This window comes from Pseudomonas persica (assembly GCF_900291015.1).
Taxonomy (GTDB): domain Bacteria; phylum Pseudomonadota; class Gammaproteobacteria; order Pseudomonadales; family Pseudomonadaceae; genus Aquipseudomonas.
Genome location: NZ_OLKL01000029.1, coordinates 173,259 through 199,621 on the forward strand (window position 1 = coordinate 173,259; position 26,363 = coordinate 199,621).

The window sequence follows — 26,363 nt, forward strand, 5'->3', positions numbered from 1 at the left end:
GAAAGCCGGTCTTACGACAGGCTGGAAACGTAGTCTTCGAAACCGAACTCGCGCACCACTTCGACGCTGCCGTCGAGTTGCTTGACCACGATGGATGGCATTTTCAGACCGTTGAACCAGTTTTTCTTGACCATGGTGTAACCCGCCGCGTCGACGAACGACAGGCGATCACCGATGGCCAGCGGACGATCGAATTGGTATTCGCCGAAGATGTCACCGGCCAAGCACGACTTGCCGCAGACCATGTAGGTATGCGCACCGTCGTTGGGGGCCATCTTGGCGTTGAGGCGGTAGATCAGCAGGTCGAGCATGTGCGCTTCGATCGAGCTGTCGACCACGGCCAGGTGCTTGCCGTTGTACAGGGTGTCGAGCACGGTTACTTCCAGCGAGGCGCTGTTGGTGATGGCCGCTTCGCCCGGCTCCAGGTACACCTGCACGCCGTACTTTTCCGAGAAGGCTTTCAGGCGCGCGCAGAAGGCGTCCAGCGCGTAGTCCTCACCGGTAAAGTGGATGCCGCCACCGAGGCTGACCCATTCGACCTTGTGCAGCAGGTGGCCAAAGCGTTCTTCGATGTGCGTGAGCATCTTGTCGAACAGGCCGAAGTCGCCGTTTTCGCAGTTGTTGTGGAACATGAAGCCGGAGATCTGCTCGATCACCTGTTCGACCTTGACCGGGTCCCATTCGCCCAGACGGCTGAACGGGCGGGCCGGGTCGGCCAGCAGGTAGTCGGAGCTGCTGACCTGCGGGTTGACGCGCAGGCCACGGACTTTGCCTTCGGACTTTTCGGCGAAGCGCTGCAGCTGGCCGATCGAGTTGAAGATGATCTTGTCGCAGTTCTCGAGCATTTCCTCGACCTCGTCGTCGGCCCAGGCCACGCTGTAGGCGTGGGTTTCGCCAGCGAACTTCTGGCGACCAAGCTTGAGCTCGTACAGCGACGAAGAGGTAGTGCCGTCCATGTACTGTTGCATCAGGTCGAAGACCGACCAGGTGGCAAAGCACTTGAGGGCGAGCAGCGCCTTGGCACCGGAGTGTTCGCGCACGTAGGCGATCTTCTCCATGTTGCCCAGCAGCTTGGTTTTATCGATGAGGTAGTACGGCGTCTTGATCATTTAAAGGCCCCCGGCCAGGCCGGCCAAAAAAAGGACACGCATTGTGCCTTCACTTGCCGCAGACCGAAAGGGTGGGTTACGCATTTCGTCGTGGTTGACGCTGTTGCGAGGGGATTTTTCCGGTTGCGGCGGGCTTAGTAGAACAGCGGCATGTGACTATCGTAATCAGCAACCGCGTGCCGCAAGGAATATCCGATGAGCAACGTTCTGTGCTGGATGGCACGGGTTACGCCCGTGTTCGCGGGTGAACCCGCGAAGGAGCCGGTGCAGGCAACCTTAATCGACCTGCTGCAACCATGCCTGAATCTGCTCCAGCGTGGCGGTAGCCCCGCCGCAAACCACCACCAGCACATTCTGGTACCTGGCCAGGGTGCCCGGTGCATACGCCAACGCCAATGCCGCCCCACACGCGGGTTCCACCAGCACGCGGTGGTCCAGCAGAAATCGCTCGCAGGCTTCCAGCGCTGCGCGGTCACTGACCAAGTGGCTGTGCACCGGATGCTGCTGCACGCACACCAGCGCCTGATTAGCCACACGCTTGGCCCCCAGCGAAGTCGCCACCGAGGCAATACGTTCCAGTTCCACCGAATGCCCCGCCTGCATGGCCGCATGCAGCGATGCGGCGCCCTCGGTTTCTACCGCCAGCACCGGCACATCGCCCCAGCCGTTGCGCTGCAGCCCCTCTACCACGCCACTGAGCAAACCGCCACCGCCCACCGACAACACCACGGCATCCGGCTTCACACCGGCTTCGGCAATTTCATCCACCAGGCTGGCATGCCCGGCCCACAGCAGCGGGTCGTCGAATGGGTGGATGAAGGCATCATCCGGGCCGACCAAGGTCTGCGCCAGGGCGTTGGCCTCTTGCCAGGAGCTGCCATGCACCACTACCTGGGCGTCCTCCAGGCGCAGCAGCTCCTTGGCCCGCTCAGTGGTGGTCTCGGGCACCACCACGGTCACCGGCACGCCCAGCTTGCGCCCGGCATAGGCCACTGCCAGGCCCGCATTGCCGCCCGAGGAAGACACGAAATGCCGCGCGCCGCGGGCATGGTGCACCTCGCAGGCGTGGCCCACGCCGCGCAGCTTGAACGAGCCGCAGGGCTGCAGGGCCTCGAGCTTGAGCCAGACGTTGTGGCCTGCGGCCAGCGACAGCGGGCGGGATTCGATCAGGGGGGTATGAATATGCAAGGTCATTGGCTGGCTCCGCGCAGTTGCTCAAGGTAGTTGTAAATGGTGTAGCGGGTCACGCCAAGGGCGCTGGCAGCCTTTTCCACGCCGCCCTTGACGATGAACAGGCCACGCTCCTGCATCACTCGCACGGCCTCGACCTTGGCCTGCTTGTTCATCCGCCCCTGGCCGCTGCGCTGCAGGGACGCCTGGATTATCTCGCTCATCAGCAGCTCCATGTCGGCGGGTTCACTGACGGCAGGCGCGGCCCCCAGCGGCTGGAACTGCTGGAGAAAGCTCATGGCGGCGTCCAGGCCGGTGACGTCGGTGTTGACGCAGAGGCTGGCGAAGGGGTGGCCGCTGCGGTCGCGGAAGATTGCCGTGGCGCTGCGCAGGGTGCGGCCCTTGAGAGTGGTGGGGTAGTCGGGCAGCACTACCGGCGCGCAGCCGTGCTGATCGGCCGAAGCCTGCATCAGTGCCTTGAAACCTTGGTCCTGTTCCGGGGCGGCGAGGATCGGGCTGCCAACGCTGCGCCCGGAAAGATGGCCGTTGACGATCGCTACCACGGAGTGTTCCGGATGGTCGAGATCGTGCAGGAGGATTTCCATGTTGCGCGCGGCAACGCTGCCCAGGGCCTGGATGGTGGCCTTGAGGACGGTGAGGGTGAGCTGGCGTTCTTCGCTGGGAGTCATGGACATGGCAGATCGCAAAGTCAACTTTTTGTGTATATTTACACATAAAGTTGAATTTTGCGATCTGCTTTATCAGGCCCATTCGCGGGTAAACCCGCTCCCACAGGGACGCCACAGTACTCAAGACCTGTGGCGTCCCTGTGGGAGCGGGTTTACCCGCGAATGGGCCGCAAAGCGGCCCCTTTTCAGCCCAGAGGCGGGGTACGCGGTGGGATCATCCGCCGCGACCCGGTCGCCTCGAAGGCTGCACCGAAGCTCAGCAGCGCATTGTCGCTGTAAGCCCGGCCAGCAAAGGTCAGCCCCACCGGCATGCCGATATCGGCCATCACGCCCATCGGCACTGTCACGGTCGGCACGCCCAGGTGACGGATCGCCAGGTTGCCGTTGGCCACCCAGATCCCGTTGCTCCAGGCGATGTCGGCCGATGCCGGGTTGACATCGGCATCCGCCGGGCCCACATCGGCCACGGTGGGGAACAGCACCGCGTCCAGGCCCAGATTGTCCATCCAGTCTTCCAGGTCCATCTTGCGGGTCTGCTCCAGGCCGCGCAGTCCGTCGGGCAGGGTCTCGATCTGGTCCCAGGTCTTCAGGCCACGCTTGGCCATGTTGACGTACTCGTCCATGCCGGCAGCCAGGTCGTCCTCTCGATTGGGCAGGGTGCCCGGATCGTGGGGGAAGATCTGCGACCCGTCGACGTCGGCCAGGCGGTTGAGCTTGGGATCACCGTTGGCGCGCAGGAAGTCGTCGAAGCCCCAACCCGACAGCTCCCACAGCTCGTCATGCAGGAACGCCTTGCTGACGATGCCGCGGTTGTACACGGTCGGTGCGCCCGGGCGGTCGCCCTCGCAGTTGGACACCAGCGGGAAGTCCACTTCCAGCACCTCGGCACCAGCCGCTTCCAGCGCCTGGCGGGCCTGCTGCCACAGGTCGATCACCGTGGCGCGGGTGTTGATGCGCTGGCCGGTCGGGCCGCCGATGCCGGGCTTCTCGGAAGTACCGGCCTCGGCATCGGCATTGATGTACATGCGCGGCACGCCAAAGCGCCTGCCCTTGAGTGCGCTGGCATCCACGGCCAGGTCCAGGTACGAAGCCGGGCGCACAGTCGAAGCCGCAGGGATTGGCACCCAGGGTTGCAGACGCCACAGGTCGCCGCGCTTGTCGGCGTCGTCAGCTACGACTACGTCGAGGACTTCCAGCAGGTCGGCCATGGTACGGGCATAGGGCACCACCACGTCCATGGTCGGTGTCAGCGGCCAGTTACCACGCACCGAAATCACCCCGCGCGACGGGGTATAGGCGCACAGGCCGTTGTTGGAGGCCGGGCCGCGGCCGCTGGACCAGGTTTCTTCGGCCAGGCCGAAGGCACTGAAGCTGGCGGCGGTGGCGGTGCCGGCACCGTTGGACGAGCCCGAGGCGAACGGGGCGGTCAGGTAGTCGGCGTTGTACGGGCTTTCGGCGCGGCCATATACGCCGCGTTGCATGCCACCGTTGGCCATGGGCGGCATGTTGGTCTTGCCCAGGCACACGGCGCCGGCGGCGCGCAGGCGTTCGATGGTGAAAGCGTCGCGCTGGGCCACCAGGTCCTTGAAAGCCGGGCTGCCGGAGGCAGCGGTCAGGCCTTTGACCAGGTAGCTGTCCTTGGCGGTGTAGGGGATGCCGTCCAGCGGGCTCAGGACCAGACCTTTGGCGCGACGGGCGTCGGAGGCTTCCGCCTCTTTCAGCGCCTCGGGGTTGCGTACCACTACGGCGTTCAGGGCAGTGGCGGTGTCGGCGCCATCGTAGGCGTCGATGCGCGCCAGGTAGGCCTGGACCAGCTCGACCGCCGTCGTGCGGCCCGATTCGAGCGCGTCGCGCAGCTCGGCAATGGAAACCTCAGTTACCTCGATCATGCGTTCACCAAAAAAACGTGCAAGTGGGGGCTATTGCGAGGAGTGTACAAGAAGGGCTTGGCGGGCGCAGGTTTGCGCGGGGGCAAATGGTTTTTTGCAGGCCCGCATTGTCGGGGCCTTCAAGCACTGCACGGACGCTTGTGGGAGCGGCCTTGCGTCGCGAAAGGGGTGCGAAGCGCCCCCAGGGTCTTCGTATCACTGTGAAACCGCCGGGGCCGCTCTGCGGCCCTTTCGCGACGCAAGGCCGCTCCCACAAGGGGGCGCTTTAACCGTTCAGGTCTGCCGCCGTATGGCGCTCCGGCACCTGGCTGTCTTCATCCCCCCAGGTGCGGTTGACCCGGGTGCCGCGCTGCACCGCCGGGCGCAAGGCAATCTCCTCGGCCCAGCGTTGCACATGCGGGTACTCGTCCACTGCCAGGAATTCTGCCGCACCGTACAGGTTGCCGCGTACCAGCTGGCCATACCACGGCCACACGGCGATGTCGGCGATGCTGTATGCCTCGCCACCCAGGTAGCGGCTTTCGGCCAGGCGCCGGTCGAGCACATCCAGTTGGCGCTTGGCTTCCATGGAGAAGCGGTTGATCGCGTACTCGAACTTTTCCGGCGCATACACATAGAAGTGGCCAAAGCCGCCGCCCAGGTATGGCGCCGCGCCCATTTGCCAGAACAACCAGTTCAGGCTCTCGGTGCGTGCAGCTGGCGCTTTCGGCAGCAAGGCACCGAACTTTTCCGCCAGGTACAGCAGGATCGAGCCCGACTCGAACACTCGCACCGGCGGCTCGACGCTGCGGTCGAGCAGGGCGGGGATCTTCGAGTTGGGGTTGACCTGGACGAAGCCGCTGGAGAACTGCTCACCCTCGCCAATGCGGATCAGCCAGGCATCATATTCGGCCCCAAGGTGGCCCAGCGCGAGCAGCTCTTCGAGGGCGATGGTGACCTTGACGCCATTGGGCGTGGCCAGGGAGTACAACTGCAGCGGGTGCTTGCCCAGCGGCAGGTCCTTGTCGTGAGTCGGGCCGGCAACCGGGCGGTTGATGCTGGCGAACTGGCCGCCAGATGCTGCGTCGTTGCGCCAGACCTTGGGTGGCACGTAGGCGGGCTTGCTCATGCATGAATCTCCTTCAATGGCGCGAAACGGTCACGTAAAGACGTGGATCTGCATCTATGCCACGGGTTCGACGAAAAGCGCAAATGCATAGGGTGAGAGTGAGAAGTGCATGACTTCGGTTTCATCCAGGTTTCATCCGGCGCAGGCCAGGCCGGTTCTATGCTGGGCTATCTCTTCGCCCTGCAAGGAACCGCCGGCCGATGACTCTCCCACGCTGCGTGTTGGCGCTGGCCCTGCTCGGTGGCCTGCTGGCCCACGCTGAAGCCGCGCCCTGGGTTGCTGGCCTGCACTACATGACCCTGGGCGACCCGGTTGACGCCCGGCCCATGCAGGCGCTGGCGTTCTACCCAACCATTGGCAAAACTCGCGTCAGCCGCATAGACGGCTACCCCATCGACGTGGCTGAAGAAGCGCCGGTAGCGTTGGGCCGGTTCCCCTTGCTGGTGCTGTCCCACGGCAATACCGGCAGCCCGCTGGCCTTGCACTACCTGGCGACGTCGCTGGCGCGCCAGGGCTTTATCGTGGTGGCGGTGGTACACCCGGGGGACAACGCCCGTGACCACAGCCGCCTGGGTACCCTGAGCAACCTGTATGGCCGGCCGCTGCAAGTCAGTGCCGCCATCACGGCTGCCCGCGATGATGCCTTGCTGGGGCCCTACCTGAACGACGGCAAGGTGGGGGTGATCGGCTACTCGGCCGGTGGTGAAACCGCTTTGATTCTCTCCGGTGCGCGCCCCGACCTGGACCGCCTGCGCCGGTATTGCCTGGAGCGCCCGAACGACGCCGATGCCTGCCGGACCCACGGCGTACTGATTGCCGATCGCAGCGAACTGGTGCCCAAAGCCGACCAGCGGGTGGGGGCGGTGATGCTGATGGCACCGCTGAGCCTGCTGTTCGGCCGCCATGCCTTGGCGGGGGTGCAGGTGCCGGCGCTGATCTACAGTGGCGACAGCGACCAGTTGGTGGCAGTGGACCGTAACGCCGAAGCCCTGGCCCGCAAGCTGCCGCTTACCCCGGGCTACCGCCTGTTGGCCGGCGCCGGGCACTTCGTATTCATGGCCCATTGCGCTGCCGAGCAGTACGTGCGGATGCCGGCGCTGTGCAAGGATGCCGAAGGCGTGGACCGTCGCCATATCCATCATTCACTGCAGCGCGAAACCGCGGTGTTTTTCAGCCAGGCGCTGGGCGCGCCGCAGCCGGCCGAGCGTTCAGCCGCGGCCAGCGCGCCGCGCCAGCAACAGCGTTAGGCCGACACCGGTCAGGGCGAGCAGGGCCGCCACACAGAAGATCGAGGCATAGCCCAGGTGCGCGGCCACCGCACCCATCACCGGCCCGGCGATGGCCAGGGCGATGTCGAAGAACACCGCATAGGCGCCCAGCCCTGCGCCGCGGCTGCTGCCGGGCACCTGCTTGATTGCCTCCACCCCCAGTGCCGGGTACACCAGCGACAGCCCGAAACCGGTAAGCCCGGCGCCGATCAGCGCCCACAGCGGCGACGGTGCCAGCCACAGCAGGCTCAGGCCGAGCACTTCGGTGGCCATGCACGCGACCGCGACGTTGTAGCCGCCAAAACGGTTGACCGCATTGACGAACAACAGCCGCGAAATGATGAAGCACACGCCAAAGGCACTCAGGCACCAGGCTGCGCCCACCCAGCCCCGCTCCAGGTAATACAGGGTGACGAAGGTCGTCAGGGTGCCATAGCCGATAGAGGCCAGGGTCAGGCCCACGCCGCACGGTGCGACACGGCCGAAGGCCGACCAGAAGGGCAGGCGCTCGCCGCGCACCACCACCACGTCTGGCCGCTTGCGCAGTACCAGCAGGGCCAATACCGCCAGCCCCAGCAATATCGGCCCCAGTACGCTGAAGTCCAGCCCGTCCACGGCCAGTACGCCCAAGGGGGCACCAATGGCGATGGCGCCATAGGAGGCGATACCGTTCCAGGAAATCACCCTGGCGGTGTGCTCGGGCCCGACCTGGCTGATGCCCCAGCTCAGCGTGGCCACGCCGATCAGCCCTTGGGCGATGCCCAGCAGCAAGCGTCCGCCGAGCAACAGCGCCAGGCTCAGCAGCGGTAGCGTCAGGGTCCAGGCTGATAGCAGCGTCAACACCCCACAGCTGGCAATCCCCAGCAAGCCGAAGCGAATGGCCTGCTTGCCCCCCAGGTTATCCGCCACGCGCCCGGCAAACGGGCGGCTGAGCAGGGTGGCCAGGTATTGCAGGCCAATAGTCAGCCCGGCGACCACCGCGCCAAACCCCAACTGGTCGTGCACATGACCGGGTAGCACGGCAATTGGCAGGCCAATGCAGAGGAAGGCAATGAAGGTGTAGAAAACGATCGACAGGATCTGCAGGGTGACGTGCAGCGTGTTGCTGGCGGGGGCGGGCTGTTGCGCGGTCATGAGCTCGTTCGCGGGCGGGCGGTTGGGCGTGGTTCCATCATGGCCGTTGCGCGAAGGAAATGAAAGCAGGCTAACGAATGATTCGTCGGAGAATGCCAGCCCTGTGGGATCGGCGGTGGATTCTTCGCGGGTGAACCCGCTCCCACAGGATTTGCATAGGCTCAAATGCTGCGCAGTCCCTGTGGGAGCGGGTTTACCCGCGAATAGGCAGGCCCGGCCAGTGCAAATGGTCGGGCCCTTCCCAATCAGACCAGCACACCCTGGCTACGCAGGTAATCGTCGTAGGTACCGCTGAAGTCCACCACTCCATCAGCCGACAGCTCGATGATGCGCGTGGCCAGCGACGACACGAACTCGCGGTCGTGGCTGACGAACAGCAGGGTCCCCGGGTAGTTTTCCAGCGCCAGGTTCAGCGCCTCGATCGATTCCATGTCCAGGTGGTTGGTCGGCTCGTCCATCACCAGCACGTTCGGCTTCTGCAGGATCAGCTTGCCGAACAGCATGCGGCCTTGCTCACCACCGGAAATCACCTTCACCGACTTGAGGATCTCGTCGTTGGAGAACAACATGCGCCCGAGGGTGCCGCGGATCACCTGCTCGCCCGAGGTCCACTGGCCCATCCAGTCGAACAGGGTCATGTCGTCTTCGAAGTCGTGGGCGTGGTCCTGGGCGTAGTAGCCCACTTCGGCGCTGTCGGTCCACTTCACTTCACCCTTGTCCGGGGTCATTTCACCGACCAGGGTGCGCAGCAGGGTGGTCTTGCCGATACCGTTGGGGCCGATGATCGCCACGCGCTCGCCGGCCTCGATGGTGAAGCCCAGGTCCTTGAACAGTACCTTGTCGTCGAAGGCCTTGGCCATTTTCTCGACGGTAACGGCCTGGCGGTGCAGTTTCTTGGTCTGTTCGAAGCGGATGAACGGGCTTACCCGGCTCGACGGCTTGACCTCGGCCAGCTGGATCTTGTCGATCTGCTTGGCCCGCGAGGTGGCCTGCTTGGCCTTGGAGGCGTTGGCCGAGAAGCGGCTGACGAAGGTCTGCAGTTCGGCGATCTGGGCTTTCTTCTTGGCGTTGTCCGACAGCAGCTGTTCGCGGGCCTGGGTGGCCGCGGTCATGTACTCGTCGTAGTTGCCCGGGAACACGCGCAGCTCGCCGTAGTCCAGGTCGGCCATGTGGGTGCAGACACTGTTGAGGAAGTGCCGGTCGTGGGAAATGATCACCATGGTGCTGTTACGCGCGGTGAGGATGCTTTCCAGCCAGCGGATGGTGTTGATGTCCAGGTGGTTGGTCGGCTCGTCGAGCAGCAGCACGTCCGGGTCCGAGAACAGCGCCTGGGCCAGCAGCACACGCAGCTTCCAGCCCGGCGCCACTTCGCTCATCGGGCCGAAGTGCTGTTCCAGCGGAATACCCAGGCCCAGCAGCAGTTCACCGGCGCGGGATTCGGCGGTGTAGCCGTCCATCTCGGCGAACTCGGTTTCCAGTTCGGCGACGGCCATGCCGTCTTCCTCGGTCATTTCCGGCAGCGAGTAGATACGGTCACGTTCGGCCTTGACCTTCCACAGCTGGCCGTGGCCCATGATCACCGTGTCGATCACGGTGAATTCCTCGTAGGCAAACTGGTCCTGGCGCAGTTTGCCCAGACGAGTGTTCGGCTCGAGCATGACCTGGCCACCGGACGGCTCCAGGTCACCGCCGAGGATCTTCATGAAGGTCGACTTGCCGCAACCGTTGGCGCCGATCAGGCCGTAGCGGTTGCCGTTGTTGAATTTGACGGAAACGTTTTCGAACAGCGGCTTGGAGCCGAACTGCATGGTGATGTTAGCGGTGGAGATCAAAGGGCTTACCTATCAGTAACTTACGACGCTGGGCTTTCAGCTGATACCGATTTGATACCAATCTTGAGTTTTTCCAGCTCGCTCCAGTCGGAGCTTGAGTTGAGCCAACGGGCATACGTCGACAGCAGCATCTGAACGCTGTGACCCAGCTGTTGGGCGAAAAATGCGGGGTTGAGGCCGGACATTAAGCACATTGTCGCATAGGTGTGACGGCAGTTGTATGGGGGGCGACGCCGAATGCCCAGCTCATTCAGCGCCGGCACCCAATGTTTGTGCAGATCGGAGGCCTGTTTCACTTACTCGGCGCTTTTCGAAGGGGGAAAGGAACAGTGTTTCGGTCATCGCCCCCTTTCCATCCCTACGGCGGTCTGAATACTCCCTGGCGAACTGGATCGCTCGCAAGTCCCGATCATTCAGCAACACGAAACGATCCCTTCCGGTGTCTGTTCTTTCCTCAACCTCGCCCAGGGCGATGGGCCTCTTGATGTGCACCGTCCTCGTTTCCATATCGATTACATCCCACCGCACCGCCAAAGCCCATAAAGGGGTTGGGTTCAGTACAGGAAAATCGGCCGGTCGTCCGATTCAGTTCTCAAGCTGCAGTAGCGAGATTGCGTCTCGCCTCGCTTTGACTATGGTGAGAATTCACCAGTGGCATACAACTAGAGTCGTAGGACGTCGACATGAGGATTCGTGGTGAGGTTTTCTGGAAATGGGCTGACCCTTCGCTTCACCATCGTACTCATGACGAGACCCTCAGTGATGGAACGCACATAGATGTCCAGGTGCGACTGTCGCGGGCAGGTAATACGCAGATGTTCATTGGGGTGTATGCCGCAGGCGGCATGGCCCTTCATGAGGAAGCATTCGATTCGCGCCCAGGTGAAGCCGGATCGCCACTGATACACAGCCGAAATTCGACCAGGTCGCCTGCTCGAACTAGAGCATAGAAAGGCTAGTGCCAACTGGAGTACAAGTGTGCTCCCTTCAGCATTTCGCTTACCGGGTGGGAAGAGCGAGGCCCTTCACGGCCTCGCTATAAATGAATTTGGTCTGATCCTACGGGATCGTGTGGCGCTGCGTGTACTCACCCTCGCCATCGCATATCTCGCAGCCTTCGGTCCGCTCTCGCCGGTAGTGGTGTAGTACTGAAGCATCAAGTCGAACGACTCTCCGTTCCGACTTGTCGTCTCGTGGCTGACGACTTTCCAGCTCAGGCGTTGGCCATACACCTCGTCGAATTCAACTAGGTGATGGGCACGTTCCAGTGGCGCTGGCACTCGCGGATGAAGTCGAGCGTTTCATTTCGCTCTTTGCAGGTGTTCTGGAAGGTGACATGAACCCCTTCGGGCAGCTTGCCGCCGTGTGCTTCGAGGATGTGGTACAGCATGTACCCGAAACTGCGTCCGCCACTGAAGCCGATCTGCGCTGGCCCAGTGATCTGCTAGGGGTTCATGTGCAATCTTCATTGCAGGCGGCGCCCTCGCCGGGGAGGCGTTCATCGTTTGAGAGGGTGGTATCCTTCGCCGCTTACCAGCCAAGGAGAGTGGTGATGCATTTGCGCGAAAGGCTTCGAGCGTTCCAGCTGTGGTTTAACCCGAAGCGCAGGCGGTGGGCTGGCGTTGCGCTGATCGCGCTTGGCGTGGTCGGGATGTTTCTCAACCCTGAAAGCCGGTGGACCTTGGTGTTAGGAACTGGGATCTACTGGTTCTTCACAGCCTTGCCACCCGTCCTCGGCGGGAAGTGTTAAGGCGGTGGCGGGCAGCGCGTGGTGTCAGCTTTGCGGAAGGATTCGATCTTTGCTATAGCGCCCGACCATTTCACAGGAAGGATCCTTATGAAACGCACCATAATTGGCGCCATGCTCGTTGCTGCTACTGCGCTGTCGCTGAGCGGCTGTTTCGAATCCGAGGCCGAAAAGAAGGCGAAGGAGCAGCAAGAAGTCAGCGAGAAATTTTGGAAAATCACGCCGCCAGACCGGAGCAAGGACCAAGGGTTCAAGCCCTGATCCACTGCAGCTCTTAACGCCGCCGACAAGGGCGGCGTTTTCATATGCCCGTTGGCGCTGTCGGGGAGCGTCGAAGGTCAGGCAGATTTCGCGTCTTCGAACTTGATGATCCTGCGCGTGGTCTCCGGCTCTCCCTTAATCCTCATTTCGAAGCAGGCAGGGGAGTATGTACTTATGCCGGTGATCACGCCTTCCTTGATGGTGTCGCCGATGGCGAATGGTGGCTGAGGCTTGTGCTCTTCGAACCAGGCCCGAACCGCTTTACGCTCTGCTTCGTCAACCAGTTAGTCCAGCTCGTCGAGGGGGGCGATGTCGTCCCGCTGCATATCCCAGCCGGCCCATTTCGCCAACTCCATGCAGCGCTCGAAGCCCTCCATATGGCGGCTGTAGTGCTGCGCCAGGGTTTCAGCATCGGCCTCAAGCATCTCGGCAATTGGCTTGCAGCATTCGAGGATCATTTCCCAGGTAGCCGTTTGGCGCGGTGTTGGCCGAGATCAAGGCCCGACATGCCCGCTCCAGGCGCGCCCGCATGTTGTGCGGTTTGCGCTTGCTCATTGCCGAATACCAGGCTTGCTCGCCGCGCCAGCCTCCATCTCGTCCACGAACCGCAGCGCGGCCCGGTAGCTGAAGGCGAAGCCTTGAACCGCGCCAATTTCGATCTCCACTACATCCTAGGTGTCACCCTTGCCGGAAGCTTGGTAGCGCGGAGCTGGCTTGCCGAGCTTGCGTGCGCCTCGGCCCTCACTGCGCTCGAACAGGGCAGCGAGCACGGCAAGCTTCTGCTCGAAAGCAGGGTGCATTGCTGTCTGCATGGGTGATCCTCGTGTGGTCAGGCGTGGAATCCCAAGGCTTCGGCCTTGCGAACGATTCGAACGTGGGCTGTGCGGCGCTCAGGCGCGCGGCGGTGACCGTCAACGATCCACTCGCCGCCTTCTGCGAGTGGGCGAACTTCAAGGGGTGGGATCGGGCCGCCGTCCGCGATGAAATCGGCCAGGACGTCGATGCTAGCTTCGAGCGCTTCGTCCTCAATGCCAACTGTGGACGGTCAAATGTTGAGCCTGCCAGCGGCTTGGTTGGCCGACATGCTGGAGTTTGCTGAGGCGGCTAGGCTGTGGGCGCTGATTGAGGATGAAGAGGCAGCTTGAGCTGCCCGATGCACCCCGCGGCTAGGGTGCATTAGTTGCCGGTCGTGAATGGCTGCTTTCGACCCAAAGCTGTCCTTCAAGAAGGGCAGCTACCGGCCAAAAGAGGCCCTTGATTATCTACGAAATCAGGGCCCATTCAGTAGCCGTGGAAAGAAAGTCGGTGTTGGTTATCAGAAAATCCTGCAGGCAACAGTTGCGGAATAGTCAGAGCCAGCGGCGAACCTCGGCCTTGTAGCGGCGGTAGTCGTCGCCGAACTTGGATTCGAGATAGCGCTCCTCGCGGGCGATTACCTGTTTCTGGATCACAATCAGCACCAATGGAAGCAAAGCCAAGGCGATTGCTCCGTCGAAGCCGACCGCAATGCCGGCATAGACAAGCGCCATGCCGAGATACATGGGGTTGCGGGTCCACCGATAAGGGCCGGTAGTTGCGATGAGGGTCGTTGGTCGCGACGGCGGAATGTTGGTGCCCAGACGCCGGAACAGCCCCGCCGCCGCAAGCATCATCACCGCGCCGGCAGCGAACAGCAGCGCGCCCGTCGCGACCAGCAACCACCGGTCGATGCCGAAGTAGCTCAGGGCGACGAACCGATCCGCCGCCAGCCCCAACAGCAACGCTCCTAGATAGATGAAGGGCGGAGGTAAGCGCACCCCCGCGCTGTCCGGTTCGACGGCCATGTTCATTTCCTCTCTAAGCGCTCAAGCCAGCATCGACTGCTGGGCAAAAATACCCGCCATCGCGCCCTGCGATGATGCCTGGGTGACCGAGGGCAATATGGGCGTGGTGAGATCGCCGGCGGCGTAGATGCCGGGTGTGCTGGTTTGGCGGCGTTCGTCGACCTTGAGGACGACGCCGGTTGGCGTATCCATCGTGGCGAGGCCCAGCGATTCATGCAGGTTTGCGGATGGCTTGTTGCGCGGATGAGCAAACAGGATGTCGACCGCAACAGTGGAGCCAGTGTCGAGATTGACAGTAGCGATATGCCCTTGGTGATGGGCGATCTCGACGATCCGCCCGTCGATGACAGATATGTTGCGGTGAGCCAGATCGGCCTGGATATCAGGCGCAATGTCGTGACCATCGGCAAAGACAGTCAACCTGTCGGTCCAATCGAGGAACAACCTGACCTGGTTGTGAGATTGCGGGCCGGACCACACGAGGCCCCAATGTTGCCCGGCGACTTCAAAGCCGTCGCAATAGGGGCAGGGGACGATGGACGTGCCCCAGCTCTCGGCAAAGCCTGGAACATCAGGCATCTGATCTGTGACGCCATAGCTTAGGATTACGCGGCGGGCCTTGAGGCTTTCGTGATCGTCAGTGACAACGTAGAAATCGTCGATTACGCCAGAAATTTTCTCCGCCCGGGAATTGACCAGCCTGACCGTTGGATAGCGCGCCAACTGCTGCCGCGCCGCGGCCAGGATTTCCAGCGGCGGTGTGTGATCGTGACCAAGCAGACCATGTGAACGGCCGGCAAAACGGTTACGCGGGCAGCCGGTATCGAGAACGATGACCTTGCGACGGGCACGGCCGAGCTGTAAAGCGGCGGCGAGACCGGCAAAACTTCCGCCGATGATGATGACGTCATTCATGGTGATGGGCTCCGCTGGAGGGCAGGTTGAAACCTAGGCTTTGGATTGCAAATTTAAGATACCGAGTGGTATCGTATACCTTAAATTAAGATACTGCAAAGTACCAATATCATGACTGAGACCATACAGGGCCGGCGCGGCCGGCCCACCAACGAGGCGCTTGCCCAAACGATACTCAACGCCGCGAGCGAACTTTTTGTGGAATTGGGTTTTCAAGCGACGACGTTGGACAAGGTCGCCCAGCGGGCGAAGATATCCAAGCTCAGCATTTATAGGCGCTTCGAGAACAAGGAGGCGCTGTTCAGCGCAGCCATCACGGCCGGTTGCCAGGAGTCGTTTGCACCACAGGCCCTGCTTGAAGGTGCCGAAGGTTCGGTCGAAGACCAACTTATGGCGGTGGGAACATCACTGCTGCGCACGCTGTTGAGACCAGACGTCAGCAGTATCGAAGCCATGGTCATGGCCGATAAAACGAGTCAAAACGCCTTGAGCAAGCGCCACTACGAAGCCGGCGCCGCTCATGTCATCGCCGACATCGAGACCCTGTTGCGCCAACTTCACGCGAAGGCGCTTCTCAACGTGCCCGATTCCCTCCAAGCCGCCCGCTTGTTTGCCGCGCTCTTCAAAGGGTCCGATCTACTGATGATCGCCCGCTTCGATCAGGCGAGAGCAGAGGACGAAAACGAAATCGAATCCTACTGCCGGTCGGCCGTCGCCATGTTCATAGCCGCGCACGGTCGCAGCGACCGCGCAAGTGGATAAGCATTTAATTGCGCCAGGGCAGCTTGGCCTAGGCTTGGGTTTGCGCTTCAGGGTTCGCAGCGGAATCACAGGCTGCGTCCGATAACTGCGCAGTACTGACGCAAGTGCTCAGCATCGCAGCCTGAATCGACCATAGACTCGGAGACTCCTTCAAGCTGCTGGCTGCTATTGACCGTTTGCTGTCCTTAGCGAGAGACCGCTTTGGGTCGATAGCGGACTCTGGGAGGTGGGTGTACGTGACCGCCAAGGACGGGGCATAGTCGGCAGAAGGCATGGGTGAGGCTGTCTAAAGCTGCCCGAGTGCATCTCGGTTTTACTGGGTGAAAGTCGTTGAAACTGGTAGAACCGTTTTAGACAGATGCGATTTGCAGGCCGCTGGGGGCGTGGCCTGAGGCTCGCTTCTCACACTACTGCTGCATTACTGGAAGGCTGGGCGTTTCGGATCCCAAGGCTGGAGAGTATATCCGCGCTCGATCAAATTCTGTCGGGCAGCTGAAAGCACATCGATGAGCCGGCTCATGTCGCAGAATTGGTTCTTCACCAGGTCCTCGACCGTCAGGATGGGTTCATCGCTGTGATCGAACACCCTGAAATTAAGGCGGTTGTCGTAGTCGTGACATTTGGCCACACAACGGAAAGGTGCGAAGGCTGCTTCGGCGACCAGAGCAGCGTCATTGGCGGGCAGGTATTTGCTCATTTTGGGTGCCTCTTTCGGCTCTGTAGATTCAAGGGCGGCAGCGAGATTCTATATGGAAAATCGATTCCAAAACTGAAACGGCGACCTTTGTAGTATGCCGCCTGTAGCGGTGCCGTTTCGTCTTTGTTCTGGAATCGATTTCGGCGCTGGAGCCGCTTGGAGGGGGCGCTTATACCACGGTCTTGAAAACCGCTGAGTTGCGTCTGGCGCACGGCTGGATTTGCAACCGAAGTCTTGGACCAACCCATGCGTTTCGATGCGTTCTTGAGGGGCTGAAACCCCCGAAAACATTGCACTCTACACCGCTCAAAATCGCAAAAATAATCGCATGGTGATGTTAGCGGTGGAGATCAAGGTGGCTACCTATCAATAACTTACGTGGCTTCTTCGCAGCTACGGACCGATTTCGGACCAATCTGGAGCTTTTCCGGCTCCTGCCAGTCGTTGGACGAGTTAATCCAGCGCGCATAAGTCGATAGAGCATCTGCACGCTATGCCCGAGCTGTTGGGCGATAAATGCGGGGTTGAGACCAGACATTGAGCCATATGTGAGACGGCAGTCATACGGGGGCGGCCAGCCACCCCGCTTGCCGCGATGCTGGTCAAACGGATTCAGCGCCTGCTCCGCAATTGGGTCAACCTGCCGCTGCGGGCGCTGGCTGCAGGCTGCCTGCCTGCTCGGGAATCCTGACGAACACGCTGTATTTGCCACCTTCCATTTCTTCGAAGGCAATCAGCTTTTTCACCAGCAGACCGCTCAGTACCTTGCCGGCGTTCAATAGCAGCATGCCGTTGTCGGCATTGAGGTTGCGCGCCAGTATCATGCCCTCTGCCAGCTCGTGCGTGCTCAATACTCTGATCGCCGGGTCGGTCAAGGTAATGTCGCGCATATACTCGGCACAGACGTTGACGAAGTCTTCCACCAGGTCTGGGTCATACAGCTTTCCGGCATATTTTCGTATGTAGAGCAGTGCCTCATCGCTATTGAGCTGGCGATCCAGGACCAGTCCGCGCTGCAATTCGATGAAATCCACGGCCATTTTCAACCAGCGGGCGCCCAGTGGAATTGCCGCGCCCTTCAGGTGGCCCGGAAAACCGCTGCCATCCCAGCGTTCCTGGTGGTGAAGTATGAGTTGTGCAGCCTCTTTTATTGGCTCCAGGGTCATGACCAGCGCTTCGCTCTGTTTCGGGTATGACCGGTACAGTTCACGCTCTTGTGGAGGTATGAGGTCGGCAGGGCAGGTGAGCATGCTGTCGGTCCAGCTCATCTTGCCGATGTTGTAGAGGGCTGCAGCCATGGTCAGGTTGCGACAGGTACCTTCGTCCAGCCCATGGCTGGCGCAATACACCCGTATCAATTCTATGACTTGCCGGTTGGTCTGCTTGGCCTTGGGCAGGCGCATGTTGCCCAACTGCGAAAAGAACTCGGTGCTGGTCACGTAACTGCGCTTGAGTTCCTCATAGGCAAGGTCAAGCATGTCGGCAGTTTGTTGCAACTCGGCGGTGCGTGCCGCTACACGCTGTTCCAGGCTTTCGTTAAGCGCCTTGAGCTGCTTGATCTGAACCTGAGTGAGCTGTTCCAGGCGCTTTCGTTCGCTTTCGGAATGTTGGTGGGCCAACGCCTGGCGCAAGGTGACCACCAGCTCTTCATCATTCCAGGGTTTGCTGATGTAACGATAGATATGCCCATCATTGATGGCTCTTGCGATGGTGTCCGTGTCAGCGTAACCCGTAAGCAGAATGCGTAACGTGTCGGGAAAACGCTCATGTACGTGCGCCAACAACGTTGCCCCGTCCATGTTTGGCATGCGTGCATCACTCATCACCAGGTTGATCGGGCGCTGCTGGAGTAACTGCAGGGCATCGGCGCCGCTTTCGGCGAGGAGGAGTTCGTAGGGTTGGTTGCGTAGTAGACGACGAAGGCTGTTGAGAATCGAAGGTTCGTCGTCAACCAGAAGTATCACGGCTTTGTCTGCTGTGCCATCGCTAACGGGTAGCTCCATGGGTCCCTCCTTGCCGGTCTCAGCCAGACTAGTCCCTGGCCACAGCCTAGATGATATTTGCCCCGGCCGTTAGCTTTTGTCGGTTGGTCTCACTATGCTCGGAGACAGATGCTTCTCGCCAGGGAGGGTTGCGTTGTGCCGATCTGTCTGCAGGTTCGCATCGTTGCCGCGATGCTTGTGGTTTTGCCGGCATTGGCGTTGGCCCAGAGCATCGGTGGGCCGCTGACGCCATTGCCGGCGTTGCCTGAACTTGACCCTGCCCGGGTGGAACTGGGGCGCAAACTGTTCAATGACCCGCGTTTGTCCCTCGATGACAGCCAAGCCTGTGCTGATTGCCATCGCCTGGACCGTGGTGGCGCGGATGGGCAGGCGCGCTCGCCTGGTGTAGATGGCAAACCCTTGGCCGTTCACACACCCAGCGTGTTCAACGCCAGCCTGAACTTCCTGCAGTTCTGGGATGGGCGCGCGCAATCGTTTGATGGCCTGGTGCACCTGGCAACCGGTAATGCGGACGACAAAGAAGATGGCTGGGTTGCCGTGGTTCAACGAATTGCTGACGATCCGGCCTACCAGGCGGGGTTTGCCCAAGCCTATGGCAAGCCAGTGACCGCCCTCGATGCCAAAGATGCCCTGGTCACGTACCAGCGCACCCTGCTGACACCCGATTCACGCTTCGATCGCTATCTGAACGGAGATACCAGCAGCCTCAGCCTGGAAGAGAAGCATGGCTATCAGCGCTTCCAGGAATACGGCTGTATAGCCTGCCATCAGGGTGTGAATATCGGCGGCAACATGCTGCAGAAGTTCGGCGTTTTCGATGATTATTTCGCCAACCGTGGCAATGTTACCGTATCGGACCGAGGACACTACAACGTGACCGGCGACCCGGAGGACCTGTATCTGTTCAAAGTGCCAAGCCTGCGAAACGTAGCGGTCACGGCTCCTTATTTTCATGACGGATCGGCGCCTACCTTGGAAGCAGCTGTCGATGCCATGTTTCATTATCAGTTGGGACGTACGCCGAGCGACGAAGATAAAGCGCTGATCATCAAGTTTCTCAAGACCCTCACTGGTCGATGGGAAGGGAAACCGCTATGAGGCTGAATGCTCGGCGCAGTCTGCTGCTGTTGGCTGTGTGTGCAATGTTGCTGGCGTCAGTGCTGGTCTATCTGTACTGGATGTCCAGGTCCGATGAAAGTGGGACCTATGCCCAGGCGCGCGATCTGATTCGCCAGATCAAGCAGTACGATGCACAGTGGGAGAGCGCAGTGCTCAAGTCGCGCACCACCACCAATTACAACTACGACCCGCTGGTGCTGCCGTTGATGGAAATGAAGCATCTATGGCGGGAATTCAGCATGCTGAAAGGGCGTCATCAAAAAATAGACCTGCTCGCCTGGCAAACGGCCTTCAGCGATTACCAGCGCGCCTTTGACGACAAGGTCCTGCTGGTTTCGCGCTTCAAGTCTCACAATGCGATCCTGCGCAACTCCCTGGCTTTTCTGCCGGCTGCGGCCGATGTCATACAGGTGCACCTTCGTCAATTGGTCGATGCCGATACACTGCGCCTGCGCAGAATCACCAGCGATACCTACGACTTGATGCTAAGCAGCCTCGAGTTTGCCCAGACCACAACCGATGATAAAGCTGCCGACATCCTGGTTGGACTGAACAATCTTTCGGTCAACAAGGAACGTTTGCCTGTCGACTTTCAGGTGCCCATCGATACCATCAGCAAACACATAGCGTTGATTCTTCGTGAGCAGCCCAAGGTCGATCAGCTGCTTGAAGCGATCGAAGCGGTTCCGATCGCCGAGCGCCTGGACGCGATTGCCCTGATGCTGGACCGCGACGAGCAAGCAGCAGCACTGACAGCTCAGCGATACCATTTCTACCTGCTGGTGTTTTCCACCCTGCTGGTGTTGCTGTTGCTGTACATGGGGATGTGGTTGATGCGCAGCTACGCTGAACTAAACCGTGTAAACCGAGCGCTGCTGAGTGCCAACGACGAATTGGAACAGCGGGTTGAACGGCGCACCCAGGCACTTACCCAAGCCAGCGCAGCACTGCAACGCGAGGTGGATGAACGCCGACTGCTCGAGAACCAGCTGGTGCAGTCGGAAAAACTTGCCTCGCTCGGTCAGCTGGCAGCCGGCGTCGCCCATGAAGTCAACAACCCGATTGGTTTTGTCTCGTCCAACCTCGGCGCACTGGATGATTATTTCGGCCGTTTGCAAGACATGCTCAAGGCATATGCTGACGCGGAAACAACCCTGGTTCCGCACGCGCTCAGCGCGGAGCTGGCGAAATTGCGCACGGAAATCGAGCTGGATTATTTGCTGGAGGATATTCCGGCGCTGATCCGCGAATCCAAGGACGGTATCAGCCGCGTTGTGCGGATCGTCAAGGACCTCAAGGACTTTTCGCGCGTAGACAGCAGCCATGACTGGCAACTGGCAGACCTGCATCAAGGCATTGAGTCAACGCTGAACATTGTTGCCAGCGAGCTCAGGCACAAGGCCGATCTTGTCAAAGATTACAGCCCATTGCCGCAGGTCGAGTGCCTGCCTTCGCAGATCAATCAGGTGATCATGAATCTGCTGGTCAATGCCACCCAGGCGATGGGCACCGAGCGGGGGAGCATTACCTTGCGAACCGGCGCCAGTGACGAATGGGTGTGGATCGAAGTCGCAGACAATGGGTGTGGCATTCCTGCCCAAAGCCTGCAAAAAATCTTCGATCCGTTCTACACGACGAAGCCCATTGGCCAGGGCACCGGACTGGGATTGTCACTTTCCTACGGAATCATCAAGCGTCATGGTGGCGAGATCCGCGTAGACAGCGAGGTGGGTGTCGGCACGACGTTCAGGGTTGAACTGCCCATCCGTCAGGCCCGGTCGGCCTGAACCCGCCCCGAGAGCACCAGGGTGTGGAATGCAAATTGCTGTGACCCCTGGTACATTGATCATGCGGAGTGCGCAAAAATGAACCAGGACGACCGCTACTACATGGTCTTCGTTGTGGTTGCCGTGCTGATCCTGGATCTGGTGGCAACCTTGGTTTTTCTGAAGGCCATTATCTAACCCCCGTTTGTGGGGCCCGCCACCCCGGAAATGGGGGCATCTGCAGGTTGACAGGCCGGCCGTTGTCTAAGCATCCTGGCCGCAACCCATATAGCAAACAAGCATATTGCCCGGCTGATATTGAGCAGTAACACGAGCAAACGAACAACCCAAAAAGGCCTGCGGCTTGGCAGCACTTTCCCAAGTTACTCGATGGGGCCGCAGGAGCGTGTTGCGTGGGAAGTTCAAGATCAGTAGCGGGCGCAATACTGATGTCCATTTGTACCGCCCCAAACAAGGCGGGTGGTTTGGTCGAGGTATGGGGCACGGGAACCCGGCACCCGTTCACGGCGTATCAACGCGATGCCTGGTACGACCATGGCAGGTTGCTGGATGCTGCTTTGGTGTGTTTGATCAACTGGCCCTTACTCAAACAATTGGGGCCGCCAGACGACCCCAATTAACGCCACATCAGACTTGATGTGAACAGCATGCCGCTCTCGAAAGCGGTTTTTTTGCATTTGCCGACCGCAGCCGCAATAATCCATCCATTTGAATGGAGAGCACCGTATTGGAAGCAAGAAGCGTTGTCGCTGAAATGTTCATTGGAATGCCGACGCATTTCTGGGTGTTGCCGGTTGCCGGCCTGATCGCCTGGTTCGGCCTGAAATGGGCCGAGCAATCCGTCAACCGCGCCGCCATGCTGCGGGCTGTGACCTACCTGCTGCTCATTGCACTGGCCGTGTTGCCCAACGGCGTTTACGCGCTGATTCCTCCTGCGCCCGACATGCCCGAACTGTTGTTGAATCGTGAACCGCTACCCAACTATGAAGGCCGTTTCTACCTGGATGCGTTCTACGTGTTCGGTGGTTGGGCACTGAGCAAAGTGGCCAAACTAAAATTTAACTAGTAACTACGAACTCCATATCTACGTTCAATTGAGTGATTTGGCAGAGGGGTGCCATCCGTTTGCATCCATCAAGATGGCGGGTGGTACTTTTCACTCGCAGACCCACAAACAAGACCCGCTTTCATTTTCGCTCAGGAAGCTATCCGCGATTGTTGAAGATGGAATAGCAGGACGCTTGGGCTGCCGAGTTGGTGTCGTCGCCAGAGTTGAGGGGGGTTCACAATTTTTTTATAAAACCCGACTGGCGTTTTATGAGGTGCGTGCTATTTCTGAAGATACGAGTGCGACTGCTCGGTCGTGCTATTTGACAAAAGGACTGTCAGGTATGTCGATTCAGGCCAAGGTATCTCCCCTCGCTCAAAGTGTTACTTCTGCCGCCCCCATCGCTATCCCCAACAACGGAATACTGACTCTCACCCAGAGCAGTAACGTTGTTCTGGATATTGCTCCCGAAAGTGTGACGGGCTATACAAAAAGCGGTGCCGATCTGATCGTACAACTGAAGTCCGGCGAAAGTTTGCGCATTGCCAACTTCTATGTCGAGGGGCAGCCTGCAAGCCAGTTGTACCTGGTAGACCGGGACAAACTGCTGGCCGTCGACCTGCCGCCGGTCGCTGCCGATGGGCCGCTGGTGGCGGGCTATGTGCCCCAGGAAAGCCTGGCCGGGTTCGAGTCGCTCACTGCCAGCGACGGTACCATTGCCGGGCTGAGCCCCGGAGGTGCACTGCTGGCTGGCGTTGCGATCATCGGTGGCGGCGTTGCGATCGCCAACAGCAACGGTGGTGGTGGTGGCAGCAGTGGCAGTAGTGATGGCAGTGTGCAGCCTGACAGCACAGCCCCGGCACCGGCCAGTGGCCTGCAGATTGCCACGGATGGCAGCAGCATCAGCGGCACGGCCGAGCCGGGCGCCACGGTGGGCATCGACAGCAACGGCGACGGGCAAACGGACATCAGCGTGGTGGTCGGCCCCGACGGTAACTTCCAGATTCCGCTGAACCCGCCACTGACCAACGGCGAAACGGTTTCCGTGGTGGTGACCGATCCGGCCGGTAACAGTAGCCCGCCCGCGACCGTGCAGGCCCCTGACTTCCCCGATGCGCCGCAGATCAACCCGAGCAACGGTTCCAGCTTAAGCGGTACTGCCGAGCCGGGCAGCACCGTGGTGCTCACCGACGGCAACGGCAACCCCATCGGCCAGACTACCGCCGACGGTAACGGCAACTGGTCGTATACCCCGGACAGCCAACTGCCCGACGGCACAGTGATCAACGCGGTGGTCGAGGATGCTGCCGGTAACAGCAGCCCGCCCGCCAGCACCATCATCGATGGCATAGCACCACCGGCACCCGTGATCAACCCGAGCAACGGTACCGAGTTCAGCGGTACCGCCGAGCCGGGCAGCAGCGTTACCCTCACCGATGGCAGCGGCAATCCGATCGGCCAGGCTACCGCTGATGGCAACGGCGACTGGAGCTACACCCCCGCGACACCGCTGCCCGACGGTACCGTGGTCAACGCCACTGCGACCGACCCGGCCGGCAATACCAGCGGGCAGAGCAGCACTACCGTGGACGGCGTGGCCCCGGGCGCGCCCACCATCAACCTGAGCGATGGCAGCAGCCTCAGCGGCACCGCCGAGCCAGGCAGCACCGTCGTCCTTACTGACGGCAACGGCAACCCCATCGGCCACACTACAGCCGACAGCAATGGCAACTGGTCGTACCCCACGGATAGCCAACTGCCCGATGGCACGGTGGTCAACGCGGTGGTCGAGGATGCCGCCGGCAACAGCAGCCAGCCCGCCAGCACCATCATCGATGGCGTAGCGCCGTCGGTACCCGCGATCAATCCGAGCAACGGTACCGAGCTCAGCGGCACCGCCGAGCCGAACAGCACGGTGACCCTTACCGATGGCAGCGGTAATCCGATCGGCCAGGTGACGGCCGATGGCAGTGGCAACTGGACCTACACCCCGACCACACCGATCGCTGATGGCACAGTGATCAACGTGGTGGCCCAGGACGCAGCCGGCAACAGCAGCGCACCGTCGAGCACCACAGTGGATTCGCAGGCCCCGGCCGCACCGGCGGTCAACCCCAGCAACGGCACCACGATCAGTGGCACTGCCGAACCGGGCAGCACCGTCACCCTGACCGATGGCAGCGGCAATCCGATCGGCCAGACTACCGCTGACGGCAGCGGCGACTGGAGTTACACCCCCGCGACACCACTGGCCGACGGCACAGTGGTCAACGCCGTGGCGACCGACCCAGCTGGCAACACCAGCGGACAGGGCAGCACCACCGTGGACGGCGTGGCCCCGGGCGCGCCCACCATCAACCTGAGCGACGGCAGCAGCCTAAGCGGCACCGCCGAGCCGAACAGCACGGTGACCCTCACCGACGGCAGTGGTAATCCGATTGGCGAAGTCACCACCGACGGCAGCGGCAACTGGAGCTTCACTCCAGCCACGCCGCTGGCCGATAGCACGGTGGTCAACGCCACGGCGAGCGACCTGGCCGGCAATACCGGCCCAGCCGCGACGGTCACCGTCGACTCCAGCGCGCCGACTGCACCGGTAATCAACCCGAGCAACGGCGTGACCATCAGCGGTACCGCTGAAGCGGGCGCCACCGTGACCCTTACCGACGCAGGCGGCAACCCGATTGGCCAGACCACCGCCGACGGCAGTGGCAACTGGGCCTTCACGCCTGTCACTCCGCTGGTCAACGGCACGGTGGTCAACGCCGTGGCCCAGGACCCAGCCGGCAACACCGGCCCGCAGGGCAGCACCACGGTGGATTCGGTTGCACCTGCCGCGCCGGTGGTCGAGCCAAGCAATGGCACGGAAATCAGCGGTACTGCCGAAGCCGGCGCGACTGTCATCCTGACCGACGGTGGCGGCAACCCGATCGGCCAGACCACTGCCGACGGCAGCGGCAACTGGAGCTTCACTCCAGCCACACCGCTGGCCGATGGCACGGTGGTCAACGCCACGGCGAGCGACCTGGCCGGCAATACCGGCCCAGCCGCGACGGTCACCGTTGACTCCAGCGCGCCGGCTGCGCCGGTGATCAATCCGAGCAACGGCGCCGTGCTCAACGGTACCGCCGAGCCGAACAGCACCGTGGCCCTCACCGACGGCAGTGGTAATCCGATCGGTCAGGCAACGGCCGATAGCAGTGGCAACTGGACCTACACCCCGACCACGCCGCTCGCAGACGGTACAGTGGTCAATGTGGTGGCCCAAGACTCAGCCGGCAACACCAGTATTCCGTCGAGCACCACAGTGGATTCGCAGGCTCCGGCCGCACCAGTGATCAACCCCGGCAACGGCACCACGATCAGTGGTATCGCCGAACCAGGCAGCACCGTGACCCTGACCGATGGCAGCGGCAATCCGATCGGCCAGACGACCGCCGACGGCAGCGGCAACTGGAGCTTCACCCCTGGCACACCGCTGGCCAACGGTACCGTGGTGAACGCCACGGCGACCGATCCGACCGGCAACACCGGTCCGCAGGCTTCCACCACGGTGGACGCGGTGGCCCCGGCCGCACCAGTGGTCGAGCCAAGCAATGGCACGGAAATCAGCGGTACTGCCGAAGTCGGCGCGACTGTCACCCTGACCGATGGCAGCGGCAACCCGATCGGCCAGACCACCGCCGACGGCAGCGGCAACTGGAGCTTCACTCCAGCCACACCGCTGGCCAACGGCACGGTGGTCAACGCTACGGCGACCGATCCAGCTGGCAACACCAGCGGGCAGGGCAGCACCACCGTTGATGCCATCTCCCCAGCCGCGCCGATCATCAACCTGAGCGACGGCAGCAGCCTCAGCGGCACCGCCGAGCCGAACAGCACAGTGACCCTCACCGACGGCAGTGGTAATCCGATCGGTCAGGCGACGGCCGATAGCAGTGGCAACTGGACCTACACCCCGACCACGCCGCTGCCCGATGGCACCGTGGTCAACGCCACGGC

22 protein-coding genes and 5 pseudogenes are annotated in these 26,363 nt (G+C 61.3%); 11 read left to right on the plus strand and 16 right to left on the minus strand.

The genetic code is table 11. The annotated features are described in order from the left end of the window. Positions 1-11: 11 nt before the first annotated feature. The 5 genes from FQ664_RS14955 to yghU all read right to left on the minus strand — a co-directional run bounded on the left by FQ664_RS14955 (position 12) and on the right by yghU (position 5,965). A complete protein-coding gene (locus FQ664_RS14955) occupies positions 12-1,109 on the minus strand; it encodes a carboxynorspermidine decarboxylase (protein ID WP_144172913.1) in 1,098 nt (365 codons plus the stop codon). A gap of 276 nt (positions 1,110-1,385) precedes the next feature. Further along, positions 1,386-2,303 (minus strand): pyridoxal-phosphate dependent enzyme, encoded by a 918-nt coding sequence (locus FQ664_RS14960; protein ID WP_144172915.1) that lies wholly within the window; start codon positions 2,301-2,303, stop codon positions 1,386-1,388. Further along, the gene (locus FQ664_RS14965) at positions 2,300-2,974 is read right to left on the minus strand and encodes a helix-turn-helix transcriptional regulator (protein ID WP_144172917.1); all 675 of its coding nucleotides are present in this window, start codon (positions 2,972-2,974) and stop codon (positions 2,300-2,302) included. Before FQ664_RS14965 ends, FQ664_RS14960 begins: the two co-directional genes overlap by 4 nt. Before the next feature lie 179 nt (positions 2,975-3,153). After that, positions 3,154-4,857 (minus strand): amidase, encoded by a 1,704-nt coding sequence (locus tag FQ664_RS14970; protein WP_144172919.1) that lies wholly within the window; start codon positions 4,855-4,857, stop codon positions 3,154-3,156. A gap of 265 nt (positions 4,858-5,122) precedes the next feature. Continuing rightward, positions 5,123-5,965: a glutathione-dependent disulfide-bond oxidoreductase gene (yghU, locus tag FQ664_RS14975; protein ID WP_144172921.1), complete on the minus strand. Its 843-nt coding sequence runs from the start codon at positions 5,963-5,965 to the stop codon at positions 5,123-5,125. Positions 5,966-6,165: 200 nt separating this feature from the next. Between yghU and FQ664_RS14980 the strand changes: the two genes are divergently transcribed. After that, entirely contained in the window at positions 6,166-7,212 is a 1,047-nt protein-coding gene (locus FQ664_RS14980) for an alpha/beta hydrolase family protein (protein WP_144172923.1), read from the plus strand. On the opposite strand, the gene FQ664_RS14985 is transcribed toward FQ664_RS14980, so the two are convergent. From FQ664_RS14985 to FQ664_RS14995, 3 genes and pseudogenes are all read right to left on the minus strand, one after another. Next, entirely contained in the window at positions 7,174-8,367 is a 1,194-nt protein-coding gene (locus FQ664_RS14985; RefSeq protein ID WP_144172925.1) for an MFS transporter, read from the minus strand. The two genes, FQ664_RS14980 and FQ664_RS14985, sit on opposite strands and share 39 nt — an antisense overlap. Positions 8,368-8,612: 245 nt before the next feature. Continuing rightward, the gene (locus tag FQ664_RS14990) at positions 8,613-10,199 is read right to left on the minus strand and encodes an ABC-F family ATPase (RefSeq protein ID WP_144172927.1); all 1,587 of its coding nucleotides are present in this window, start codon (positions 10,197-10,199) and stop codon (positions 8,613-8,615) included. Positions 10,200-10,219: 20 nt separating this feature from the next. Further along, positions 10,220-10,736, minus strand: a pseudogene (locus FQ664_RS14995) (tyrosine-type recombinase/integrase); the annotation flags it as partial. Between the two features lie 146 nt (positions 10,737-10,882). Between FQ664_RS14995 and FQ664_RS27860 the strand changes: the two are divergent. The 3 genes from FQ664_RS27860 (at position 10,883) to FQ664_RS27250 (ending at position 12,207) form a co-directional block, all read left to right on the plus strand. Beyond that, positions 10,883-11,149 carry a hypothetical protein gene (locus FQ664_RS27860; protein ID WP_144172929.1) on the plus strand — a complete coding sequence of 89 codons (267 nt, stop codon included), beginning with the start codon at positions 10,883-10,885 and terminating at the stop codon, positions 11,147-11,149. 317 nt (positions 11,150-11,466) lie between these two features. Continuing rightward, positions 11,467-11,949 carry a hypothetical protein gene (locus FQ664_RS27865; RefSeq protein WP_256675971.1) on the plus strand — a complete coding sequence of 161 codons (483 nt, stop codon included), beginning with the start codon at positions 11,467-11,469 and terminating at the stop codon, positions 11,947-11,949. Positions 11,950-12,036: 87 nt separating this feature from the next. Further along, complete coding sequence (locus FQ664_RS27250) at positions 12,037-12,207, plus strand: hypothetical protein (RefSeq protein WP_178090994.1); 171 nt, start codon at positions 12,037-12,039, stop codon at positions 12,205-12,207. A gap of 284 nt (positions 12,208-12,491) precedes the next feature. Here the strand turns inward: FQ664_RS27250 and FQ664_RS27255 are convergent, their stop codons facing one another. Both FQ664_RS27255 and FQ664_RS15010 read right to left on the minus strand, forming a co-directional pair. Continuing rightward, positions 12,492-12,665 carry a hypothetical protein gene (locus tag FQ664_RS27255; RefSeq protein WP_178090995.1) on the minus strand — a complete coding sequence of 58 codons (174 nt, stop codon included), beginning with the start codon at positions 12,663-12,665 and terminating at the stop codon, positions 12,492-12,494. A 93-nt stretch (positions 12,666-12,758) separates the two neighbouring features. Beyond that, positions 12,759-13,019 (minus strand): annotated as a pseudogene (locus tag FQ664_RS15010) (hypothetical protein). Here FQ664_RS15010 and FQ664_RS27260 point away from each other — a divergent pair. Next, the gene (locus FQ664_RS27260) at positions 13,007-13,306 is read left to right on the plus strand and encodes a hypothetical protein (RefSeq protein ID WP_178090996.1); all 300 of its coding nucleotides are present in this window, start codon (positions 13,007-13,009) and stop codon (positions 13,304-13,306) included. The pseudogene FQ664_RS15010 and the gene FQ664_RS27260 overlap by 13 nt on opposite strands. Before the next feature lie 250 nt (positions 13,307-13,556). Here FQ664_RS27260 and FQ664_RS15020 read toward each other — a convergent pair whose 3' ends face one another. Beyond that, on the minus strand, positions 13,557-14,030 hold the full coding sequence (locus FQ664_RS15020; RefSeq protein WP_132841631.1) for a methyltransferase family protein: 474 nt from the start codon (positions 14,028-14,030) through the stop codon (positions 13,557-13,559). A 21-nt stretch (positions 14,031-14,051) separates the two neighbouring features. Further along, positions 14,052-14,945 carry an NAD(P)/FAD-dependent oxidoreductase gene (locus FQ664_RS15025; protein ID WP_144172931.1) on the minus strand — a complete coding sequence of 298 codons (894 nt, stop codon included), beginning with the start codon at positions 14,943-14,945 and terminating at the stop codon, positions 14,052-14,054. A 111-nt stretch (positions 14,946-15,056) separates the two neighbouring features. Between FQ664_RS15025 and FQ664_RS15030 the strand changes: the two genes are divergently transcribed. After that, entirely contained in the window at positions 15,057-15,707 is a 651-nt protein-coding gene (locus tag FQ664_RS15030; protein WP_144172933.1) for a TetR/AcrR family transcriptional regulator, read from the plus strand. Positions 15,708-15,737: 30 nt separating this feature from the next. Here FQ664_RS15030 and FQ664_RS15035 read toward each other — a convergent pair. The 4 genes and pseudogenes from FQ664_RS15035 to nosR form a co-directional block, all read right to left on the minus strand. Beyond that, positions 15,738-15,829 (minus strand): annotated as a pseudogene (locus FQ664_RS15035) (IS5/IS1182 family transposase); the annotation flags it as partial. 296 nt (positions 15,830-16,125) lie between these two features. Beyond that, positions 16,126-16,404, minus strand: a complete 279-nt coding sequence (locus FQ664_RS15040) for a hypothetical protein (protein ID WP_144172935.1) — start codon at positions 16,402-16,404, stop codon at positions 16,126-16,128. A gap of 374 nt (positions 16,405-16,778) precedes the next feature. After that, positions 16,779-16,975 (minus strand): annotated as a pseudogene (locus tag FQ664_RS27870) (site-specific integrase); the annotation flags it as partial. Positions 16,976-17,039: 64 nt separating this feature from the next. Continuing rightward, positions 17,040-18,407, minus strand: a complete 1,368-nt coding sequence (gene nosR, locus FQ664_RS15050) for a response regulator c-di-GMP phosphodiesterase, NosR family (protein WP_144172937.1) — start codon at positions 18,405-18,407, stop codon at positions 17,040-17,042. A gap of 171 nt (positions 18,408-18,578) precedes the next feature. Here nosR and FQ664_RS15055 point away from each other — a divergent pair, with 171 nt between their 5' ends. The 5 genes and pseudogenes from FQ664_RS15055 to FQ664_RS15075 all read left to right on the plus strand — a co-directional run. Further along, positions 18,579-19,505: a cytochrome-c peroxidase gene (locus FQ664_RS15055; protein WP_144172948.1), complete on the plus strand. Its 927-nt coding sequence runs from the start codon at positions 18,579-18,581 to the stop codon at positions 19,503-19,505. Beyond that, positions 19,502-21,313 carry a DAHL domain-containing protein gene (locus tag FQ664_RS15060; RefSeq protein WP_144172939.1) on the plus strand — a complete coding sequence of 604 codons (1,812 nt, stop codon included), beginning with the start codon at positions 19,502-19,504 and terminating at the stop codon, positions 21,311-21,313. Before FQ664_RS15055 ends, FQ664_RS15060 begins: the two co-directional genes overlap by 4 nt. Positions 21,314-21,753: 440 nt before the next feature. After that, positions 21,754-21,933 (plus strand): annotated as a pseudogene (locus FQ664_RS28060) (hypothetical protein); the annotation flags it as partial. Positions 21,934-22,067: 134 nt separating this feature from the next. Continuing rightward, positions 22,068-22,379: a hypothetical protein gene (locus tag FQ664_RS15070; RefSeq protein WP_144172950.1), complete on the plus strand. Its 312-nt coding sequence runs from the start codon at positions 22,068-22,070 to the stop codon at positions 22,377-22,379. Between the two features lie 325 nt (positions 22,380-22,704). Further along, positions 22,705-26,363, plus strand: a 3,659-nt coding sequence (locus FQ664_RS15075; RefSeq protein WP_144172940.1) for an Ig-like domain-containing protein, incomplete at its 3' end; no start/stop codon positions are given.

Excerpts from the sequence above, each read along its gene's own strand:
- FQ664_RS27250 (WP_178090994.1), top strand. The coding sequence starts at position 12,037 with ATGAAACGCACCATAATTGGCGCCATGCTCGTTGCTGCTACTGCGCTG.
- FQ664_RS15040 (WP_144172935.1), bottom strand. The coding sequence starts at position 16,404 with ATGAGCAAATACCTGCCCGCCAATGACGCTGCTCTGGTCGCCGAAGCA.
- FQ664_RS15020 (WP_132841631.1), bottom strand. The coding sequence starts at position 14,030 with ATGGCCGTCGAACCGGACAGCGCGGGGGTGCGCTTACCTCCGCCCTTC.
- FQ664_RS14960 (WP_144172915.1), bottom strand. The coding sequence starts at position 2,303 with ATGACCTTGCATATTCATACCCCCCTGATCGAATCCCGCCCGCTGTCG.
- FQ664_RS15060 (WP_144172939.1), top strand. The coding sequence starts at position 19,502 with ATGAGGCTGAATGCTCGGCGCAGTCTGCTGCTGTTGGCTGTGTGTGCA.
- FQ664_RS27255 (WP_178090995.1), bottom strand. The coding sequence starts at position 12,665 with ATGATCCTCGAATGCTGCAAGCCAATTGCCGAGATGCTTGAGGCCGAT.
- FQ664_RS14980 (WP_144172923.1), top strand. The coding sequence starts at position 6,166 with ATGACTCTCCCACGCTGCGTGTTGGCGCTGGCCCTGCTCGGTGGCCTG.
- FQ664_RS14965 (WP_144172917.1), bottom strand. The coding sequence starts at position 2,974 with ATGTCCATGACTCCCAGCGAAGAACGCCAGCTCACCCTCACCGTCCTC.
- FQ664_RS14985 (WP_144172925.1), bottom strand. The coding sequence starts at position 8,367 with ATGACCGCGCAACAGCCCGCCCCCGCCAGCAACACGCTGCACGTCACC.
- FQ664_RS14955 (WP_144172913.1), bottom strand. The coding sequence starts at position 1,109 with ATGATCAAGACGCCGTACTACCTCATCGATAAAACCAAGCTGCTGGGC.
- FQ664_RS15055 (WP_144172948.1), top strand. The coding sequence starts at position 18,579 with ATGCTTGTGGTTTTGCCGGCATTGGCGTTGGCCCAGAGCATCGGTGGG.
- FQ664_RS27860 (WP_144172929.1), top strand. The coding sequence starts at position 10,883 with ATGAGGATTCGTGGTGAGGTTTTCTGGAAATGGGCTGACCCTTCGCTT.
- nosR (WP_144172937.1), bottom strand. The coding sequence starts at position 18,407 with ATGGAGCTACCCGTTAGCGATGGCACAGCAGACAAAGCCGTGATACTT.
- yghU (WP_144172921.1), bottom strand. The coding sequence starts at position 5,965 with ATGAGCAAGCCCGCCTACGTGCCACCCAAGGTCTGGCGCAACGACGCA.
- FQ664_RS14970 (WP_144172919.1), bottom strand. The coding sequence starts at position 4,857 with ATGATCGAGGTAACTGAGGTTTCCATTGCCGAGCTGCGCGACGCGCTC.
- FQ664_RS15070 (WP_144172950.1), top strand. The coding sequence starts at position 22,068 with ATGTTCATTGGAATGCCGACGCATTTCTGGGTGTTGCCGGTTGCCGGC.
- FQ664_RS15030 (WP_144172933.1), top strand. The coding sequence starts at position 15,057 with ATGACTGAGACCATACAGGGCCGGCGCGGCCGGCCCACCAACGAGGCG.
- FQ664_RS15025 (WP_144172931.1), bottom strand. The coding sequence starts at position 14,945 with ATGAATGACGTCATCATCATCGGCGGAAGTTTTGCCGGTCTCGCCGCC.